Consider the following 19,397-nt stretch of genomic DNA (forward strand, 5'->3'; position numbering starts at 1 on the left):
CGTTTTATTTATAAATAAGAGTTTCTTAAAACACATTAGCTTTAAAACTATCCAATATTTGTTATACGCCTATATCTCAAAGGACATTACCATGAACGCACAGTGCTACCGAGTTATCTTTAACAAAGCCCGTGGAATGCTTATGGTGGTGTCGGAGTCAGCCCGCTCGCAAGGTAAAACTGGCAATCCTGCTAATGGCGGTAGTGAAATCAGCCAGATTGCAGGTGCTTCACAAACGGCTGCTCAAACAAATAGCACCTATCAAGGCGGTCAGCTTATAACGCTGCGCTCCCATGTATTGCTAGTGCTAGGGCTTGCCACCATCGTTGCTAGCAGCGTCAATATCAGTAATAGCGCTTATGCTGATGCCACTAGTATTGTCGCTGATCGTAACGCTGCTGCCAATCAGCAAGCAATAATACTAAAGTCTTCAAACGGCACAACACAGATCAATATTCAAGCCCCAAGCGCGGCTGGCGTCTCACGTAACGTTTTTAGTCAGTTTGATGTGGGTGCTGATGGTGCTATCTTAAATAACAGTCGCACCAATGCTCAGACGCAGCTTGCTGGTTGGGTTGAGGGTAATCCGTATCTGGCTCGCGGTGAAGCCCGCGTTATTCTAAATGAGGTCAATTCAAGCGATCCAAGTCGCTTGAGCGGCTACACAGAAATTGCAGGCGGACGAGCTGAGCTGGTGATTGCCAATCCTGCTGGTATCAGTTGTGCCGGTTGCGGATTCATTAACGCTTCGCGTACGACATTGACCACTGGTAATGTTTTGATGGATCAAGGTAAGCTCACTGGCTTTGATGTGACAGGTGGTAAGGTTCGTATAGATGGTGATGGTTTAGATACTAGCGGCTCTGACTACACGCAGATATTAGCAAAGACTTCTGAGATTAATGCTGCTGTCTACGCTAAGAATTTAGATGTCATCACTGGTAGCAATAAAGTCAGCTATGAGGCTGATGCTCAAGATACTGTCATCACTTCAGCGAATAGTAATGCTAGCAACACTACAACCGGTGTGGCGCTTGATGTGTCGGCACTTGGGGCGATGTATGCAGGAAAAATCCGTCTGATCGGTACCGATAAAGGCATGGGTGTGACCAATGCGGGTAGCATCATTGCAAGCTCTGGTGGCTTACAATTAGACAATGATGGTAATTTGATCAACTCGGGTAGCCTGATTGCCAATCAAGGTAAGGTTGATATCGCCACTAAAGGTTTCAGCGTTGATAATTCAGGAACGATTGCAAGTTCACGTGAAAATATTGATATTGATAGTGTTACTTTAGCTAATAGTGGGGTTATTAGTAGTTATGATAAGACCCAGGCGATCACTCAACAGCGCATTACCAATACCGGAACCATCAGTAGTGGGCAGCTACAGTTAAAGACTATCGATTTAGACAACCGTGGTTTGATTGAGCAAACAGGGTCAGGAAGTTTGGAGGTAAAAACCCAAAAGCTGATTAATAACGATCAAGCAGTCATTGGGCAAGCGCTTTATGATAATCAGCCGACAACGACAGCCCCAACAGTCAATTCTGCACCTAGTACCGCTAACACGGGTTCACAAAACCAAGTGGTAGATAATACGAGTCCATCAAACCCTTCGCCCAGTCCCGATGCTCCCTCAATTCCCGCGCTAACTCCGGTGACTGCTAGCGGTTCAATTACCGCAGATACGCTAACTAATGCTACTAGCAATGCAGTGATCACAGCGAATGGCAACACGACAGTACAAGCTAACGATATTAATAATACAGCAAAATCAAGCATAGCCGTTGATAAACTCATCACCAACAATCAGCAAGCTAGTAATCGTCTCAATAACGATAACAGTCGTATACAGATGACTGGTGCAGATTGGAAGCTTGAGCAGTTTAGTAATAACAAAGGTCAAATTGTCAGTCAGCAAAATCTCAATATTGACAGTCAGCAAGGTATTGATAACACAGCGGGTACACTAGCCAGTCAAAAAGACATCACCTTAATGACCCAAGGTAATGTTAATAATTCAAAAGGTGTCATACAAGCTCAGCGTGTGGCCGTACAAGGTGATCAATTAGATAATACTAAAGGTAAAGTATATGCCGAGAACGCTGCTAATTTAACGATTGACGGTAAAGCTAATAATACTCAAGGAGCGATAAGTGCTAAGCAAGAGGTCGAAATCGCTACTGGATCGCTTATTTCGCAAGATAGTGGTCTTATTCGTAGCGGCAAAGCATTAAATCTTACAGTCAAAGATCGATTGGAAAACTTAGATAACTCGCTGATTGCAGCTGGAACTCATGTAGATATTAAAGCAAATAATATTGCTCAAGATGTGACTTCGAAAACGATTGCTGGATTAGATCAGCAAGGCGCATTATCTACCGATAAGTATGATTTGACCATCACCACTAAAGGCACTCAAGACAACCAAGGTCAAAACATTGCGACAGGCAATTTAGCCATGGTGGGTAGTGGCTTGAAGTTAGATAGCGCCACCTTACAAGCAAATGATATTCAATTAACGGCAAAAGGTAATAGTGTTAATCTACAAAACAGTAAGGTATACGCCGATGGCAACCTTGATCTAAGAGCGGCGCAAGACGCTAGGCTTAATAGTGGTGAGATATCAGCTAAGCAGATAGATATACTAGCGTCGAACATAGATAATACCGCGGGTAATCTGTATGCCGATTCCATTATTAATTTGAATCAAACAAAGTCAGGTGGCACGCTTTTAAATGCTTCAGGAAAAATAGCAAGTAAAGATGCCCTAAACATCACCTTTGATACCGTTAATAACACGGGTAAAGATGCCTTATTACTCTCTGATAAAACGATAAATATCAAAGCGTTGGAAGTGAACAATAACAATCAGCTCGTTGATAAAAAATTCACTGGTGGTGTACAAGCACAAGACATCACTATTGCTGCGCAGAAGCTAGATAACACCGAAGGGTATATCAGTAGTGACAATAGTAACCTAGTTATTACTAAAGATCTAAAAAACACCAAAGGTTATATCTACGGTGGAACTGATTTAAACATTGGTAGTCCTGAACAAACTTTAAAACTTAATAATAATCAGGGCGAATTAAGAAGCAAGCAAAACATTAATATTATCGCTGATAGCGTTACTAACACTAAAGGATTGATTGCCAGCCAAGGCAATGCTGCAATCACGGCTAAGCAAGATTACTTGCATCAAGCAGGCGACAATTTACTGGTCAACAAGCAGCTATCTATTCAAACGTTAGGCAATATCGATAATCAGTCTGAGCTTAAAGCGGGTGAGAAATTAATTCTACAAGCTAATAATGTCACTAATGATATTGGCGCCCAAATCGTTAGCAATGATGTCGATATTCAAGCCACAAAAACTTTGCATAATAAAGGGTTGATCAATGCTAATGATCTACGCCTGCAAGCAGAGTACCTCGATAATGATAGTGCCAAGATTTATGGTACTACTGTTTTAATCAAAGCCAATACCATCAATAATCAAGGTCATCGTTCCAGTGACAAAGGCGCTATCATCGCCTCACGTGGTGATATGACCTTAATTGCTGATACGATTAATAATCAAAGTGGCAATGTCACCTATAGCAAAGCGCAAGATAATGCCTGGATATTAAGTAATGGCAACCTAACCATCGGCGGGGCTATCGATGACAAAGGCGTTATCACTGCCAATGCAAAGGCTGTCAATAATATTAGTGGTCGTATCGAAGCCTTCAATGATATGTCGATAACGGCTGATAAACTATTAAATAAAAATGCGTCTTTTAAGACAGAGATACAAGACGTTGCTAATAGTGATGTTAATAAGACTTTTATTATTCCTGGAGGCACAGCCAGTAAGATTCCTATAGACAAACTGCAATGGAAGTCTTGGAGCAGAGCGGGGCTTTATAAGTATGCCAGCGATACTGACAACGAACTTGATAACGGCCAGCTCGGCCAAGCACCAATACCTAGTGCTACTAGCTGTGACAATGGTGCTGATAGCGTTTGTACCTTAAATTATGATAACGACTCTGAGGTTTGGGCCTACTTTGATCTGACGCCGCCGACCGTTGAAGCACCTCAAGCCCCGAGTATCACTGAACCGACTAAACCTGCAGGTCAAGAAAGCTGTAATGATCCAACCAGCGCTGCTTGTAGTGCTTACAATACTGCCTATGAGCAGTACGAGCAGCAGCAAAAAGAATATGACCAAGCTTGGCAAGCTTTTAAAGCTGAGCTTGGCGCATGGGAGGAGCAAGATAGTGAAAATTATGAAGCCCTAGAAAATGTTATCCGTGCTTATAATGCAGGTTATGGGCGCATTGAGATTAAAAATTGGACGCAAATAGAAGTTGCTGAAAAGCAAAGAAAAAGTGTGGTAATAGAATCATCACCTGCGCAAATCATCGCTGGCGGTGATATGACGCTAGATATAGATAACGTAGTCAATGACAAGAGCCAGATATTAGCAGGCGGCCTTATAGACTTTGATGAAACCTCGGGAAGTCTCGAGCAAATCGACGGCGACGGTAAGCTTTTGGTCGTGCAAAACGGGACCAGTCAGTACACCAAGTCGCGCTGGAGAGGTGGCTTTAAACGTTATCATCAAAGAGACTACGATGATAAGTTAGCTTATACCGATACTCAAGAGACCACTATTAAATTGCCCGTTTCGCAGTGGCAGCAGTACGCTGATCTCTCTATGCAAGGACAAGGTGCACCAAACGTTGATAACCAAATTAAAGATGGTGGTTCTGCCTTATCTAATTTACAAAAAGGAGACGTCCCTACTAATAATACGGCTATTAACGTGACCACTTCACCATCTGGCGATGAAATAAGAAGCGTCAACAGAGCTACTACTTTACCCAATAACAGCTTGTACAATATCAATCCAGACAAGCAAAACGACTATTTAATTGAAAGTGATCCTGCCTTTACCGGTTACCGCAATTGGCTCACCTCAGACTATATGTTACAGCGTCTCAAGCTTGACCCTAATATTACCCAAAAACGTCTAGGTGATGGCTATTATGAGCAGCAATATATCCGTGACCAGATCATGATGCTAACGGGTCGTTACTACTTGGGCAACTACAGCAACCAAGATGCACAGTATCAAGGACTTATGGATGCTGGAGTGACTACTGCGCAGAGATTAAATCTGCGTCCAGGCATCGCTTTGACAGCCGATCAAGTTGCCAACTTAACCAGCGATATCGTCTGGCTAGAGCAGCAACAAGTCACTCTAGCTGATGGCAGCACGCAGACTGTGCTCGCCCCTAAAGTCTATACTCGTACTAAGCAAGGTGCAATTAAAGGTGATGGTAGCTTCATTGCGGCAGAAAGAGTCAACCTCAGACTGACTGGTGATCTAGATAACCAAGGACTGATCTCTGCTCAGAAAACGCTCAATATCAATGCTGATAATATTAATAATACTAATGGCGGTCGCCTGAGTGCGGCTGACGCTAGATTAAATGCTGAAAATAAAATAACCAACGTGGGCGGTAGCATCTTTGCTGACAATACTTTAGGTCTAAAAGCCAAGAGTGTTGAGAATACGAGCACCACCTTTACTACTAACAACCAGCTTGGCGCTAGTAGCGCGACACGCACAGGCATTGATCAAGTAGCCTCAATCGGTGTTGGTGAGGGCCTGCGAGGTCAAGTGGATGCTAATGGTAAAGCGCTCACTACTTTGGCGATCAACGCGACTAATGATGTCACTTTCAACGCTGGGATTTTAAATAATCAAGGCGGCAACACCCAAATCGTCTCTAAAGAAGGCAATGTGGCCTTTAACGCTATCAATAAGGGCAATGAAATCCGTGCCATTGGCGATGCTAATAACTACTACATAGACGCTCAAAGCCAAGATATCGGCAGCCGTGTCTCAAGCTATGGCGATCTTGATATCGCCGCTAAAAATGTCTCAGGAACCGCAGCAACGCTGACCAGCGATAGTGGTAATACCTCTATCTATGCCGAAAACGATGTCACCTTTAAAGAGGGCCGTGCTACCTCTGAGTTCTCAACCGCTAATAAAATGACCAGCCGTGGCTTCTTAAGTAAAAAGACCACTCAAGAGCGCTTTGACTTACAAAGCGATAATGCCATCACCAGCAACATAGAAGGCAACCAAGTCGCTATTCAAGCGGGTCGAGACATCAGCCTAAAGGGTACTAACGCCATCAGTGATAAAGGCACCAGTCTCACCGCAGGCGGTGACATCGACATTCTAGCCGCACAAAACACATCCAGTGAAAGCACCTTTAGCCAAACCAAGAAATCAGGGCTATTCGGTGCCGATGGCGGCATGGGCTTTACCATCGGTAAGCAACAAACCGACGACACTAAGGCTCAAACCGCACTGACCAATACTGCTAGCAACGTCGCTGCCATCGACGGCAACGTCATCATCAGCGCAGGCGGCACTTATCAGCAGACAGGCAGTAATATCGTCGCTGGAATGGGCGCTGATAGCGACAAAGACATCAATGACGCCCTTAATAACAGCAGCCGTGGCAACACTATTGTCGGCGCCAAAGAGATCAACATCGATAGTGTCAAAGATGTCTACACCAATCAAAGTGAGCAGAAGTTTAAGCAAAGCGGTCTGACCGTCTCTGTTTCTAACAGTTTGATTGACAGTGCCAAAGCAATCGACAGTCTCGTTGATGCTGGCGGTAATACCGAGAGCGCACGCATGAAAGGCATGGCAGGTGTTGCTGGTGCGCTAAAGGTCAAAGCCCTTGCTAAAGAAGCTAACAAAGCCGCACAAGGACTACTTACTGGCGGTGTCAATGCACAAAGCCTTAAAGGCCTTGGCAACACTCGGGCTCAAGCCACTATTGGCAGCCAAAAGAGCCAATCGAACAGTAGCAGCTATACGGAGCAGAACCGAGCGTCTAATATTACTACCAATAACTTAGCCCTTATCGCAACGGGCGGTGGTACTGATAGCACCATTAACATCAATGGCAGTAACCTTAACGTCATGAGCAACGCCCTGTTCCAAGCGGATAATGACTTCAACGTCAATGGTGTGGCACAGAACAGTAATACCCGTAGTGATAACAAAAGCTCAAGCACCGCGATTGGTGCTTACGCATCGACCAATGCAGGTCAAGGCGCAAGTGCTGGCATCACCGCCAGCGCCAGCCGCGCTAAAGGCTATGCCAACAGCGATTCAGTGACTTATGCCAACAGCAACATTAACGTCGGCGGCACCACAACTTTAGATATCGGCAATGATGTCAACATCAAAGGCGGCGTCATTAACACGGGTAAAGTCCAAGGGAGTGTTGGCGGCAATGTCAACATAGAGTCCTTACAAGACACCGCCACTCACGACAGCAATCAGAAGAACATGGGCTTTACCCTTGATGTTGACTTAAAAGGCGCAGGTTCTAGTCTCTCCCTCAACGGTGGCAAGACTAACGTCAACGCTGACTACAAGGCAGTAGGCGAACAATCTGGCATCTTCACAGGGGATGGCGGCTTTGATCTGGTCGTTGACGGTAAAACCACGCTGATAGGTGGGGCGATCACCACGACCGACAAAGCCCTAGAATTGGGTTTAAATAAATACGTCAGCAAAGGCGGTATTGAAACCCAAGATATTGAGAACACCAGTAGCTATGAGGGTGATGCTATTCAGGTTGGTGTTAGCCTCGGCATGACTGAGAAAAAACCACAAGGCGGTCTTAATGGTTTAGGTTATGGCACAGACAGCGATAGTGATAGTAGCATCACCAAAGCGGGTATTACGGGCATCGCAGGCAACAGTGGTATCACCACCGACAACCAAGTGGAGTATGCAGGCGCACTTGACAATGTGTTTGATGCAACAAGAGTCAATGAGAAGCTTGGGGCGCAGACGGAGATTACGCAAGCCTTTGATCAAGAGCGTCGTAAGGTTAAGACTGAGATTAATAAGAAGGAACAGGGTTTAAGAGACGAGGCAGAAGCGGCTTATAAGATTGGAGACGATCAAAAGGGAGATGAAAAGCTTGTAGCAGCTAATAAAGTGCAAACTCAAGGATTGCTTTTCGATAGTATCTCTGGCGCTATCTATGGACCAAACACCAATGGAGCAGTAGGTTATGTTGCAAAAGCTGCCAGTCCATTCGTAGCGAATCAAATTGGGGATTATTTTAAAGATAATAAAGTATTTAATGAAGTTGATGGCGGTAATCGATTAGAGACTAATAGTCCTGCTCATATCTTGGCTCAAAGTATATTAGGTGCCGCTGTCAGCTATGCGACAGGTAACGATGCATTGACGGGTGGTATTTCAGCAGGTGCAGGAGAAGCCACAGCACCACTACTATCTCATTTTCTTTATCAGACTACTGACCCTTCAAAACTAACTGCTGAACAGAAAGATACAGTTAGCGCCATTACTAGTGCCCTTGGTGCTGGAATTGGTCTCACAACAGGCAGTGCTATTAATGCAGCCAATGCCGCTGAAACTAGTAAGGTTGCGGTTGAGGATAATGCTTTATCTCAACGTCAAGTAGATGCTTTCGTAAAATTGATTGAAAGAAACCGTCTTAAAAACGGTAGAAAAGATGATTATAGATATATGAAAGATGTCATCATTCCTGTCATGGCGGACGAGGTGTATAAGAATACTATTGCCCTTGATAATTGTCTAAAAAGCGGCAATCCAAATAACTGTTTACCTGCCTTGCAGAAAAAGTTCTCACAAGTTGATTATAAAGGACTGTTAAAAGAGGCTGGTACAAGTCAAGAAGCATATAATCAAGTTTTGATTTACGCTACACGCAATAAAGACCTTTCAAGCTGTGCTTCAGGCAACAACATTAATGCATGCTCAAACCTAGCAGAGTTTAAGCGGAACTTTGAAGCAGGTATTCTTATAGGCGCTGGGATAGGGAAACCCCTTTTAAAACCCTCTCAGAGTTCTGTGAAAGGAGCTGCTTCTAGCGATAACAATATTGGTAGAAATAATCCAAACTATGATAAGGCTAGACATGACAAAATTAATGATAGACAAAGCGGCGACTATCTAAATCAACAAGCAAGTAAAAACGTTGGTAAAGTCAACTCACCAATTGATTTCGATGGACATATTTTCAATGCTGAAATTAAGAGAAGAGGAGTTGTTGGAGGACACTCGACTGCAACTGGGAATATTAAAGTACTTAATATTACGAAGACTCCTGATAAAAATGGTGTATATGAAGCTAAAGTAGCAATTTCAGATCCTAATAATCCAGGTAAGTATTTACCAAAGACTAATAATAGTGGTAAAGCTACAATGTTCCCTAATAGTTGGACAAAAGATAGAGTTAAAGTTGAGGTCGATGGAGCATATAAGAATAGAATTGTCCACCCAGATCCAATAAAAGCTAAAAAAGATATGTGGTATGGGCTTACACCATCTGGAGTTGCTGTTGAAGGTTATACTAAACCTAAGACAACTGTTTATCCAGTGTATAATCAATAAGGATTAACCAATATGAATTTCAAGTTTTGTTATTTTAAATTCCCTGACTCTGAAAGCTTAAACGCAACAATTTGCCCTAATAATATAGAAGATAATAAAGGGGATTTGATTGCATCATATCTGGTAGATAACGGAGGAGCTTCGCTAGAATCGCACATTAAATATTTGAAAGAATGTTCAACATACCTAGAAAATTCCTTGACGTGCGAAGCAGATATAAGCAGTAATTCATATGGTGCCGATATATGTAGTAATAAGGTAAAAATATGTTTTTTATACAACGAAGATGAAGAGGTTGAAGTAGATCGTCTCGAATTAAAAGAAATTATGGACGCATGGATATTATTTTTAGAAAAAGAGCCAGTGGAAGGATATGAAGAAACTATAAATATAGTATAGAACTAAATTATTAATCCTAAAGCAGTTTTATGTTCTATAGAAAATAAATTTAAGGGTGTTATGAGTATAGCTTTTTATTATTTTAAAAATGAAGATTGGGATAGGCTAATACCATCATGTCGCCCTTTAGATAATAGTAATGAAATGAGAATGCTTTCCTACTATTTATCAGAGTTAGATATTGAGTTTTCAGAAAACATACTAACTAGTTTAGAAGATAAGAACACTAAATTATTCGATATAAGTTCTGAAACTTGGCAAATTGTCGTGGACGGTGATAATGTAATTTTAAGTTCTATATATGATGAAGATAATAACGACTTTAAAGCAACTATCAAAAGAAATATTTTTGAAAAGTTTGTAGTTGCATGGGCTAATTTTTTGAAGCAAGATTCTATTACTGATATCGTTGTTGATTCTTAAAGTCGACAATGACTTCAACAATGAAAGTTCTATGAGCTATATTAGTTTACTGAATAATTATAGTTTAAAACGAATATTAAATACTTTTGGTAGTATGATGATGTGAATTTAGTACCTACTATTGCTTCAAATTATACTTTAGATAATTTTAAGGGCTTGGTCTTTAATTTTTTTAACCCCAACCTTGGCAATGACGTAGACCAAAAATGTTATAATATATATTAAGCTAAAGTCCTTTATAAAAAAGGACTTTAGCTTTTTTATTTCTTGTGAATTATTTATTATACAGCATATTTTTATTAAGTTTATATATTTATAGACACCATATTCATGTTGTATTATGACACCAACCAAGAATTACTTTCACCTACTCCTCTCTCGTCTGTATAATAAATTAATCTGCATAATCAACAATGAGTATGTTTCCTACGCTTAATGTTCTGAAGTATCTAAAGGGTTATGAATATGGATAAAAACACAAAATCTAGGGTTAGTCGTGTACCTAGAACTATTAAGGCAGCAGAAAGGTTTGAGGTGCATAAGTTTGCTATCAGACCATACCAAATATTTTGCGAGCTATTTAGTAGTGAGATAGATATTCCAATCGCCAGACCAGTAATAGGGAAGAAACACTTACTTGAAGTAGTCTCTCAAAATGGCAAGAATCTCTTCTTCGAAGACTTTAAGCTGATGAGTTTACAGGACGATAAAACTACTATCGTTATTCGAAAAGTTAGTATTTCAGAGGCTGAAGTTGAGCGTCGGGCTTGGTTTTATCTTATGTGTGAATTTAAGAATCTAAAGCCTATAAACCCTGTGGTTTTTGAAGCAATAAAAAATAGCATGCCGACTCAAGTGCAATGGGCATTATTTAATGGATTGTTAACTATACAACGTGCTCTAGATCTTAAAAATGTCAAGCGTCACCAATACAACTATCAGCTCAAATTATTTCGTGATCAAAAGGCTCACGAAATCCCTTCATTCTCTAGTCTAATTCAGGAGGCACAAAATGACATTAGATCGAGAACTGCAAATACTGATACCTGATACTAAAGACGTCTATACTGATGATGTTAAGGCCTTCTTCTTAACAGTAGCAAGCCTGGTTTCTAGTCACTTCATGAGCATTATTATGGAGGTTGAAAAACCAATCATTCTTACTTCACAACATCTAAATAAAATACTAGATTCTTATCAAGGTAAGTTAACTAAGCCTGAGTATTTGACTCGCGCTTTCATTGCAAGCACATGTTATTTACCAGTTATTGATATGGATAATCCAAGTGCAGAGTGGCTTTGGGTTGCAAAGCTTTGCCAGCTACAGATTTACTTTGTCCAGAATGATTTGCCCGGACGTATTAGGGAAACTACTACTGAAGCTAGAAAATGGATCGATCCAGCTAACTACAATCATAATCTATGGGAGTTTTGCTATCTAGAGTTACAAGCTGAGACGCTAGAAGGTATGTATCATAATTTTGAAGATCATCGACTTAAGCTTGAAAGCAAAAATGATCCTAAGCTCAAAGCATTCATTAAAATATATCGAACGATTGATTATGCACATAATAACAAATCAAAGATCACTCGCTCATCTTCTGGTAGGAAGCAGATTAGAAAAAGTAAGCTAGATGAGCCAAAAACAGAATACATAGCACAAAGTGATATTGATGATGATACTGATGAATTAGTCGATGTCTTTCATTTTTCTAGAATCGAAGATGATGTTGATATCAACCGAGAGCGTTTGGATGACCCTGTACCTGATTTTATCTTTATAAAGCAAAATACAATAAAAGCGACTGAGAAATACTCAAGCAATCAGATATATCGTAGAACGCGTGCAAAGTTTGCTCACGCTAATAAAAATGAGCGTTTTATTAGTAATAATATTCGGAACTTACCGCTTAGTACTATTCAAAACATATGCTCTAAACTGTGGCAAGAATTTAATATTTTTGATAATGAAGAGCCTAATAGGGAAAAAAAACGCGCGATTGCCTATTTATTGTTGTCTTTATATACGGGTTATTCAGTTACTAGGTTGGCTGAAGATATTGATAACAATGAGAAGAAGATTATTGATATTAGCACCCGAAAAAAGCGATATGACTTTATTATTCATCTCGACATCACTCCATTGCGCATTAAAACAACAGGCATAGAGTCTGTGATTGCTAATCAATTAACGCAATTCAAACTGCCATTACCTGAATCGTTAGGGATATTCTTAACCTATAAAGGCCATCCTGACACTCTATTGATTAATGAAGTTATTGCTGGATTAAAAAGTGAGCTAGAGTTGCCACTATTGAGTCTAGGTAGAATCGAGAAGTCGCTGTATACCGTTATTGTGCATGAGGTCAGTACCACTCAGTTAGCCAGTATTATTACCTCGCGTAACAATAAGAAAAGAGCGGATTTATGGTATAGCTCACATTCTCTTAAAGATGTGAAAGATGTCTATTATAAAGCCATCAAAATAATGACTGATCGTTGTCAAAATAATAGCCTTACGGTAAATGATCATCTGCTTGAGGTTGGATTAAGCGATGATGCAATAGGCAGTCAAAATTGCCCGGATTATCCTATAGTGAGTCTTTTCATAAATCATCTGCGACAAAAAATAGTAACTACTACTAACTATATAGAAAAATTTAATCTTTATAATTTATGGCTTTGGCATATCTCCTTACTGTTAACCTCTATAAGGGCTGTTGAAGGTGCTCCTGGTAAACTCAATCAAATCCACTTAGGCATAGGTTTAGCTTGGATCTCTGATAAAGAGGAGCGAGTAAATGCTGAAAGTCAGCGCTTAGTCCCTGTCTGTGCATTTTTGGTAGCAGCAGTTCAGCAATTCTTAGATTATCTGCAGCAATTCGTTAAAAAATTTGGGCGATTAAACCCTAAGCTAAAATTAGAAATCGATAAAGTATTTATCTCTGAACGTCCGTTATTGAACTACATTGATAAGAAAGGTGTCTTTCAGTCTCTACGACCTGCAATTATTAATAGAGAGCTGGGCGATAATTTTCGTTTTAAAGCTGACTGGACACGTCATGTTGGACAACGTTTTTTGCATGAACAAGGGGTGGATGAAGCGGTTATTCTCGCTATATTTGGTCATGAAATGATGGGGCAGGAAGCTTGGCGTAAAAATTCATCGCTAAGTATCGGTGACATAATATTACATCAAGATGATTACGAACTATTAGCAATCAAATTAGCTCTTAAACAGGTGAACCTATGACAAAGCAATCCCAGAAAGGGCTTTTATATGGGTACGAAAGAAGGACAGCCGAAAATCAGGAAAAGAGAAAAAAGGCTCTACAGCAAACTAAAGAATTATGCCAAGAGCATTGGACAGCCTTTACTAACGAGATTCCTAAAAGTCAATTGGGTGTCATAGCTGATGAGCAAATTTATAATTTGTATGAGGCTATATATAAAGAGATTGAGACAACGGTTCCAGCAAAGTTAATCCCTTCGATTTTATTCGAGCGGTTGCGTTTTTTCGATAAGGTTAATCATTCACGTAAAAATGACGGCTTACCACCATTACCGAAACCAGTGATTGCTTCTCGCGCTCAACGCCCAAAAAACATCAACGAGTTCAATAATTTCTCATATTTACCTACCGCTCAAAGCATTGTCTCTCAAGCATTCGATAAGTGGCAGCAAAAAAATACCTTTTCCTTGCTAGATTGCGTGACCTGGTTCCTCTTTTCACTGGTGAGTTTTGCAGGTTACAACAATGAGAAGGTCATCAAAGCAATTTATGAGTATCTTGATGAAAATAGGTCTATATATCAGGTTTTTAATGACCTACTTATTATCCCTATTAAGGTGTTGTCACCACACTATGGCAATAAAGTTATTCTTATAGATGCAGATAAGGAGGAGGTTTATCAAACTCGGCTGATATTTGTTGATGATATCAGTCGATTATGGTTACTTAAAATACAAACCCAGCGTCAGCAACAAGAGGGTTTTCCAAAATACCATCAAGTCATAAAAAGACTGGGTGAGTTTACGAAAGAAAATTTCACAGTTAAATCAACTTATAAATCAAAGTATCTAAAAGTTGTTCCTATTTATTGGCAAACTTTGCCTGAAGTCCGTTTAGATATGCAATTATTAGAAGTGCTGGTGGGTCAACAAAATCAGACCTCAGTATCAGAGGAGCATTTGCTCCAGTACTTTCAAACGATTAAAACGCCTAAAGTGATAATAACCGATGAGCATATTAGCAGGTTGGTCATTGAGGCGAGCAATGAGACTTCCTCAAAACCCTTTAAAGCTGAGAGGTTTAAGTCTGATGCCGTTAAAGAAATACGAGCCATCCTTAGTGGTGATAGGAAAAAAGTTAGAGAACAGTTAGAGACTTTACTTAGCCAAGGTTTATATCCAAATCAAGAGCGGCTGGTTAAATGGATGGTTGACTTGTTTGTGAGTGGAAATAAGATTAATACTTTGAAGCGATATTTATCTGATGTGGGTAATGATTTTATTGCAAGTACTCGTGATACAGAGTTTTTAGGTTGGAGCAAGCATGATTATCACTATATTTATAATGACATTCTTGCAAATAAAAACCAAAATAGAGTAGGGTTTACGACCACCATTATATGTTCCCTCCATAGCTCGCTAAAAAAGCATTATCAAGCATCTGATATTGACTTGAAGGGTGGGGGTGATCCACAAATTGTATCAAGCTACTTGATCCCTAGCCATGTCTATCAACTTATTCAAAGTTGTGTTTCTGCTCAAGAAGAATTAAGCGATTATAACCAGCAAGTGCTTAATGTCGTGATAACACTGCTATATCGCACAGGAATGCGCATCGGTGAAATACTTGGACTTCAAGTCAAAGATATTGAATACGATAACCAGGGTTTTAATGAATATAACATTATTGTTCGCTCCAACGCGCATCGCGATTTAAAGTCAGATGATGGCACTAGGCGCATTCATTTATCAGTGTTGCTCTTGATAGATGAATTGGAAGTTTTTAAACGGTTTTTTAAGCTAAAAAAAGAGCAGTCCTCTCGCTATTTATTCACTTTAGAGTATCAGTCAGCAGCTCTGTCTAGACACAGCATCGAACAGCCTGTGAGAAGGATACTGGCAAGTACCTCTTATAGTGATATGACGCTACATAGCTTTCGCCACAACGCGATATCAAATATGGCTATAATTATTAGATGCAAGCCAGAACTTGCCATGCATTTTACAGATTACAGCGAAGCGCAAATTGAAGCTATTAAGCATCAGTTTTTGGGTAAGGTACGCAAGATATCGACAAACTATTGGGATGCGTTGATGGAGTTTGCAGGCCACGCTGACTTAAATACTACTTTTAGCTCATACATCCACACAGCTGATATCATTGCCAGTCACCAATTGCAAGAGGCTAAGTTGACATTGCCTTTGAGTGTTGTAAATAAGTTGATTGGTGGCAGTCGTATGGACCTAAAGCAACACAATAAAAAAGCTTTAGATACTAGAGCGAATACTGTTAACCTCAATCAAATCAGAAAATACATCAATAATAAGATTGAACATGAGGAGCTTTTAACCACCCCTAATGTAAGTAAAGCACCATTAAATCAGGGTAATGATGAGATACCAATAAAGCATCATTCGGCAGTGTTTGGACATTATAATCGTGAAATGGTTGAAAAGCTTTTGTATGACATCGAGGAGGGGCAACTATTAGGTGAGGCCAGTGGTTTAAACTTTAGATACGATGATGCACTGATGGTTTATGAGCGTGCAGTGAGCTTAGTACAAAACATTGATGGGAGTTTAAGTAATAAGCTTATCCCAAAAACACGTAAACAAAGGTCTGAGCATATTCTTATTGCGCCAACGCCTCTTCATTATCACCAGGAGAAAGCATTAGTTAATTTGTGTTTTGATAACCTTGAAGAGCTATATAAAACCAAAGAGAGTAGACGTAAAGTCAAAGAAATGCTGAACGTATTTTATGACAAGGTAAATACATCAAAAAGTGAGATGCGCTTTACGTTTCAGCAGAAAAAGCTGTTTTATAAGTATTTAAATGTCATGTGTCTGATACTACCGAGTAAGCACTGGCGAGTTAATATCACCTGTATTAAGTCAGAGTCTTATGTTGATGATAAGAAGAAGAGGATAGTTAAGTCTTTCGTAGATGAAAAAGCTAAAACTAAAGAAATTGAGGGCTTTAAAAAAGATAAACCTAATTTTCATGGTGAGCTTAAGGATATTGATACTTATAACGGCTATTCACTGTCTGTCATCAGCCCGATTAAACAACAAAATAACAAAGGTGGGGACTATTCCTCTGCATTGATGAGGTATGTGTTGCACTTGATGTTGATAGTGGAGGGGTTGAGTCACTGACAAAAACCAAATTCATCTCTACGGCTCATTCATTATGGCTTGATGTGTCAAGGGTAGACTGGAATTTACCATCGTGTTTCTTTATTCAAGTCTATCAAATAGTTAAAGTGCAGTGATACATCAAAGTAAATACATCATCAAAATGGAATGTCATCATCGATAGGGTAATCTGGCATCACAGTCGGTTTTGGTAGCTTAGTATGCTGAGCTATAGGTTTAACAACTTCTGGCTTTTGCGTATCAGTTCTGCTGGCATGCCCAAGCATCTGCATGCTACTCGCATAAATTTCGGTAATGTAGCGGTCTACACCATTGTTATCTGTCCATTTTCGAGTACGTAGACTACCTTCGATATATACTTTGCTGGCTTTATTCAAGTATTCAGCAGCTACTTCTCCTAGGCGGTTGAACAGCTTGATTTTATGCCATTCTGTTGATTCCTTTGATTGACCAGCTGCATCTGTCCACTGACTCGAAGTAGCGACAGAGATGGTAGTGACACGATTACCATTAGCGAATTGATGAACTTCTGGCTCAGCACCTAAGTGACCGATAATGATTACTTTGTTGACGCCTCTCATGGCTGTCCCCTTATTAAGATTTGATGATGAAGTTTGTTTTTAATACAGTCAGGCAGACAGTATTTAGCTACTAACCCATGACATCATGGCCATACGCTGGGTAGAGGTATGTTGGTTCCAACAGGCTTGTGTGACACGGTACATCTGATAAGTCATATCCCAGCACTCATCATAAAAATTGTCAGCAAAGTCCATTTCTTGACGCAGTATGCGAAAACCCGTTTGTGCGTTGGCGTATCTTGGGCAGGTGGCAAATAGGAAGTTTTTGCCTGTACAAGACATCATTTGCTTCGCTAGACTCGGTAATGTCTCCTGCACTGTCTCTATATCTATGACATTAGACAATAGATGAAAGGTCTCTTTGCATTCACTATTTAGTGGAATTAGCGCATTATCAAGTGTGCGCTGCTGACAATGTATAAACACCTGCATGCCATATGCTTTTGCTAGTCGCTCAATTAAGAGCTTAGCGATGTCCAAACTGACTTTAGAAGGCTCAATGAGATGTACTTCAAGCGAGCTTTGTTGTGCAACCCCTTTTTGTGACAAATAATCCATAAATGCTAATGTCGCTACGCCTTGACCACAGCCATAATCCACCACGCGTATATTTTCTTGTGGCTCACTGGTAACGTCGATCGTTTGAGACAATAAATACTGCATACTTTGATGATGCTGCCAGCCATAAGCGACAATATAGAATATGGCTTCTTTTTCAGAGACAAGAGCATTCGTTGCTCTATTAGTGCGATGAGAAAAAGCACTATAGCTGAGGTTATGATCAGGGTTTTGATGAAAGTAGTTCACCATATTTTGATAGTAATCGGAAAAGCCACCATCCATAGATTCGCTAGCTTTATCGATTTGGATCTGAAGTTGATTTGACATAGTCATTATCCTTATGGCGGTTGTTTGATGTACTGATTATCAACTTTTTTTGATGACATCTCATAAAACGACAAGCTTGCGGACAATGTATAGGTTCAGCCACACAAAAAAGCCGTCTATCAGTGATAGACGGCTTTTTGATAAAGATTTTTTACGATTAAATCCTTAAGAGTCAGGGAACGTTTCAGACCGAACTAGTAATGGATATCACGCTACTTGATGAGTCTTAATCCCTCATGAATCAGGGAGTGTTTCAGACATTACTCAGTGCGGTGTCTTTGTTCGTATGGAGTCTTAATCCCTTACGAGTCAGGGAACGTTTCAGACATGGAAATTTAGCAAACAGCTAACTACCATTGTGTCTTAATCCCTTACGAATCAGGTAACGTTTCAGACAATCTTTGGCACCGTTGGCAAATCTGCCAAGACGTCTTAATCCCTTATGAATCAGGGAGCGTTTCAGACCCAAATCGATCAGTGACCATGACGGCGTGTCGGTCTTAATACCTTACGAATTAGGGAGCGTTTCAGACTGTACAAAGATTTTTTTATCAATAAAATCAATGACTTAAATTCATTAATTTAAAAAACAAAAGTTGATAATTTTTTGATCAACTTTTCAATGAAAATTGTATAAATAATAACCGATTATGCGTCTGAAAATTTTAAATAATGACCAATATCTTCGTCAGATAGCGTCTGAAACCATCTCTAATTGCTTAGGGATGTGAGGGTTTTAAACTCACCGGTTAATCATAATGGATGTGCCAGATAAGTGCAAGATGATAGAGCGATGTTATCAGGGTGTTAGGCGCACATTATTATAGTGTCATTTCTCCTATATCACTAAATAGTATAATATCATCATTATGTTTACTGATGACAAACGATTTCTCAAGTGGCTAAACTTCATATATACGCAGGTCATCCTCGTTAGGATGAATAATATTCTGCATTGCAATTATAAAACTATCCATGCGTTTAGTCGTCATATGGCCATAGTAGACAGAATACTTTAGCTGCAAGAACTGATTGCTAATCAAGCGCTGTAAACGTTGCAGTCTGTTATTTTCGCTGATGTCATAAGCAATAATGAAATAGGTCTTTTTAATAGACAATCTAGTGTATTGATAGATTAGTATTCCGGTTTGTAAAGAGTATAGCGTTATATCAGTGTTTCATAAGCTTGAAATAGTGGCGGTGGCGCTTCAGGGTGATGACTGACAAAAGAT

At 40.0% G+C, this 19,397-nt stretch carries 8 protein-coding genes and 1 pseudogene; 6 read left to right on the plus strand and 3 right to left on the minus strand.

Features of this window, described 5'->3' with window-relative positions; genetic code table 11:
• The first annotated feature begins 91 nt into the window (after positions 1 to 91).
• The 6 genes from FQ084_RS03225 to FQ084_RS03250 all read left to right on the plus strand — a co-directional run bounded on the left by FQ084_RS03225 (position 92) and on the right by FQ084_RS03250 (position 16,696).
• Entirely contained in the window at positions 92 to 9,484 is a 9,393-nt protein-coding gene (locus tag FQ084_RS03225) for a hemagglutinin repeat-containing protein (RefSeq protein ID WP_149489178.1), read from the plus strand.
• 12 nt (positions 9,485 to 9,496) lie between these two features.
• The gene (locus FQ084_RS03230) at positions 9,497 to 9,883 is read left to right on the plus strand and encodes a DUF5376 family protein (protein WP_149489179.1); all 387 of its coding nucleotides are present in this window, start codon (positions 9,497 to 9,499) and stop codon (positions 9,881 to 9,883) included.
• A 60-nt stretch (positions 9,884 to 9,943) separates the two neighbouring features.
• Complete coding sequence (locus tag FQ084_RS03235; RefSeq protein WP_149489180.1) at positions 9,944 to 10,306, plus strand: DUF5376 family protein; 363 nt, start codon at positions 9,944 to 9,946, stop codon at positions 10,304 to 10,306.
• 465 nt (positions 10,307 to 10,771) lie between these two features.
• Positions 10,772 to 11,356: a hypothetical protein gene (locus tag FQ084_RS03240; RefSeq protein ID WP_149489181.1), complete on the plus strand. Its 585-nt coding sequence runs from the start codon at positions 10,772 to 10,774 to the stop codon at positions 11,354 to 11,356.
• Complete coding sequence (locus FQ084_RS03245; RefSeq protein WP_149489182.1) at positions 11,319 to 13,559, plus strand: hypothetical protein; 2,241 nt, start codon at positions 11,319 to 11,321, stop codon at positions 13,557 to 13,559. Before FQ084_RS03240 ends, FQ084_RS03245 begins: the two co-directional genes overlap by 38 nt.
• The gene (locus FQ084_RS03250) at positions 13,556 to 16,696 is read left to right on the plus strand and encodes a site-specific integrase (RefSeq protein ID WP_149489183.1); all 3,141 of its coding nucleotides are present in this window, start codon (positions 13,556 to 13,558) and stop codon (positions 16,694 to 16,696) included. Before FQ084_RS03245 ends, FQ084_RS03250 begins: the two co-directional genes overlap by 4 nt.
• Before the next feature lie 224 nt (positions 16,697 to 16,920).
• On the opposite strand, the pseudogene ssb reads toward FQ084_RS03250, so the two are convergent.
• The 3 genes and pseudogenes from ssb to cas2 all read right to left on the minus strand — a co-directional run.
• Positions 16,921 to 17,277 (minus strand): annotated as a pseudogene (gene ssb / locus FQ084_RS03255) (single-stranded DNA-binding protein); the annotation flags it as partial.
• Between the two features lie 63 nt (positions 17,278 to 17,340).
• On the minus strand, positions 17,341 to 18,165 hold the full coding sequence (locus FQ084_RS03260) for a hypothetical protein (protein ID WP_149489185.1): 825 nt from the start codon (positions 18,163 to 18,165) through the stop codon (positions 17,341 to 17,343).
• A 902-nt stretch (positions 18,166 to 19,067) separates the two neighbouring features.
• The gene (gene cas2 / locus FQ084_RS13430) at positions 19,068 to 19,283 is read right to left on the minus strand and encodes a CRISPR-associated endonuclease Cas2 (protein WP_188032877.1); all 216 of its coding nucleotides are present in this window, start codon (positions 19,281 to 19,283) and stop codon (positions 19,068 to 19,070) included.
• Between the last annotated feature and the right edge of the window lie 114 nt (positions 19,284 to 19,397).

It is taken from the genome of Psychrobacter sp. ANT_WB68, from assembly GCF_008369115.1.
Classification (GTDB): domain Bacteria; phylum Pseudomonadota; class Gammaproteobacteria; order Pseudomonadales; family Moraxellaceae; genus Psychrobacter.